The 1,981-nt window shown below is 39.0% G+C and carries 1 protein-coding gene; it reads left to right on the top strand.

Features of this window, described 5'->3' with window-relative positions; genetic code table 11:
- Positions 1-657 precede the first annotated feature (657 nt).
- Positions 658-1,758 (top strand): GTPase HflX, encoded by a 1,101-nt coding sequence (gene hflX, locus AB1414_20040; protein MEW6609704.1) that lies wholly within the window; start codon positions 658-660, stop codon positions 1,756-1,758.
- Positions 1,759-1,981 lie beyond the last annotated feature (223 nt).

Raw genomic sequence — 1,981 nt, 5'->3', positions numbered from 1 at the left:
AAATGGTTTTCGAGACAATGGCAAGAAGGGGATATTGTGTGCTTTTAAGGGAAGGGATGGTTTTACTTTCCTCTCGCTACTACAAAAAATAAATAATTACAACAACTTACATACATTTTCAGGGGAACGGTCATGAGTCTGCGACTCACAAAGGGGGATGAAAATAATGGAAGGACAACCCCCTAACCCCCTTTATTAAGGGGGAATATCTGTTCTAAACCATAGGATACAAGTCTGTGGATACTATACTAATTTACTAATCTCTAATTCACTAATTCGCTATTTTCAGGGGAAAGGAAGTTTCACGCCAAGCACGCAAAGAACGCAAAAGAAAATAAGGGGAAAAATTACCTTTGCGTCTTTTGCGTGAAAAAACTATTTATAGGAAAACGACTATATCCACAGGATGGACACAAAAAAGGATGAAAATAGGGGTGGGAGATAAGGAGAAGGCGTGAAGAGTGATGTTTTCTTTACTCTCTACTCTCTACTTTCTACTCTCTACTTCCTATTTTCAGGAGAACAACCATGTCCACAGGGTGGACACAAAAATAGTGGTAGGAGATAGAGGTGGGAGGTAAGGAGATAGGCATGGGGAGTGATGTTTTCTTTACTTTCTACTCTCTACTCTCTACTTTTGCTGGAGGTGGAGTTTAGATTAGCGAAAAGGCGATTTTAGTTGGTGTGAAGATAGCCGGAATAAAAGACGGGGAGTTTAATTATTCCTTTGAAGAATTAGCCGCATTGGCTAAAAGTGCAGGGGCAATTGTCTGTGATGCTATTACTCAAAGTAGAACCTCACCAGATGTATCTACTTATATTGGAAAAGGCAAGGTTGATGAGTTAAAACAACTGGTTAAGCAAACTCATGCAGAACTGGTTATTTTTGATAATGATTTAACTGGAAGCCAGGTAAGAAACATAGAAAAAGCAATCGAAGTCAGAGTCATTGACCGCACGGAATTAATTCTGGATATATTTGCCCAGCGGGCACACACCTCGGAGGCGAAACTTCAGGTAGAATTAGCCCAATTGAATTATCTTTTCCCAAGATTAATAGGATTAGGGGTTTTGATGTCAAGATTAGGGGGTGGAATTGGCACAAGAGGACCTGGTGAAACCGAATTGGAATATGACCGACGCCGAATTAAAAGAAGAATCAGCCACCTTAACAAAGATATTCAAAAGGTCGCAAAAGTCCGAAAGGAACAACGAAAGGCACGCCAAAACTTCCCTGTCGCCGCTCTTGTCGGATATACCAATGCCGGCAAATCAACCTTACTTAAAACATTAACCAAAACAGATGTTACGGTTGAAGATAGATTATTTACGACTCTGGATACCAAAATTTCTAAATTTACCCTCAATAAACACCAGGCATTACTTCTTATTGATACGGTTGGTTTTATCCAGAATTTACCCCATCATTTAGTTTCTTCATTCCGTGCGACATTAGAAGAAGTTCAAGAGGCAGATATACTTTTACATATTGTTGATGTCAGTAGCCCTTACTTAGAATTACAAATGGCTAGTGTTCAAACGGTGTTAAAACAGTTAGATGTTCTCTCAACACCAGTGGTGACTGTTTTTAATAAAATTGATAAATTCGATGATGCAAATCACATTTCAAAATGGTTAAATAAAACGCCGTATAGTGTTGCTCTCTGTGCCCTATCAGGAGAAAACATAGACCAACTCGTTCAAACTCTTTTGAGAATGAGGATAGAAAAGAATGTAGGTAACCGTTCACCGCAGTAACCGTTCAGGTGATAATTTACCGCAGAGACGCAGAGGAACGGAGAAGACATGGAAATAAATCAGATAACAGAAAAGATTATTGAGGCAATCATTGCAACTGGAGTTTCGTGAATTTTCATAAGAGTTCAGGTAGGATAAAAATAAGGAGAAAGGGAGAAGATGGAGAAGTGGAGAAAAGAAGAGTTAAGTGATGGGATTATTAATGCCTGTATTAATGTCCATC

The organism is bacterium, assembly GCA_040755795.1.
In the GTDB taxonomy this organism is placed as follows: domain Bacteria; phylum UBA9089; class CG2-30-40-21; order CG2-30-40-21; family SBAY01; genus JBFLXS01.
Note: the sequence above shows the minus strand (reverse complement) of the source record. Positions and strands in the feature narration are given on the sequence as shown.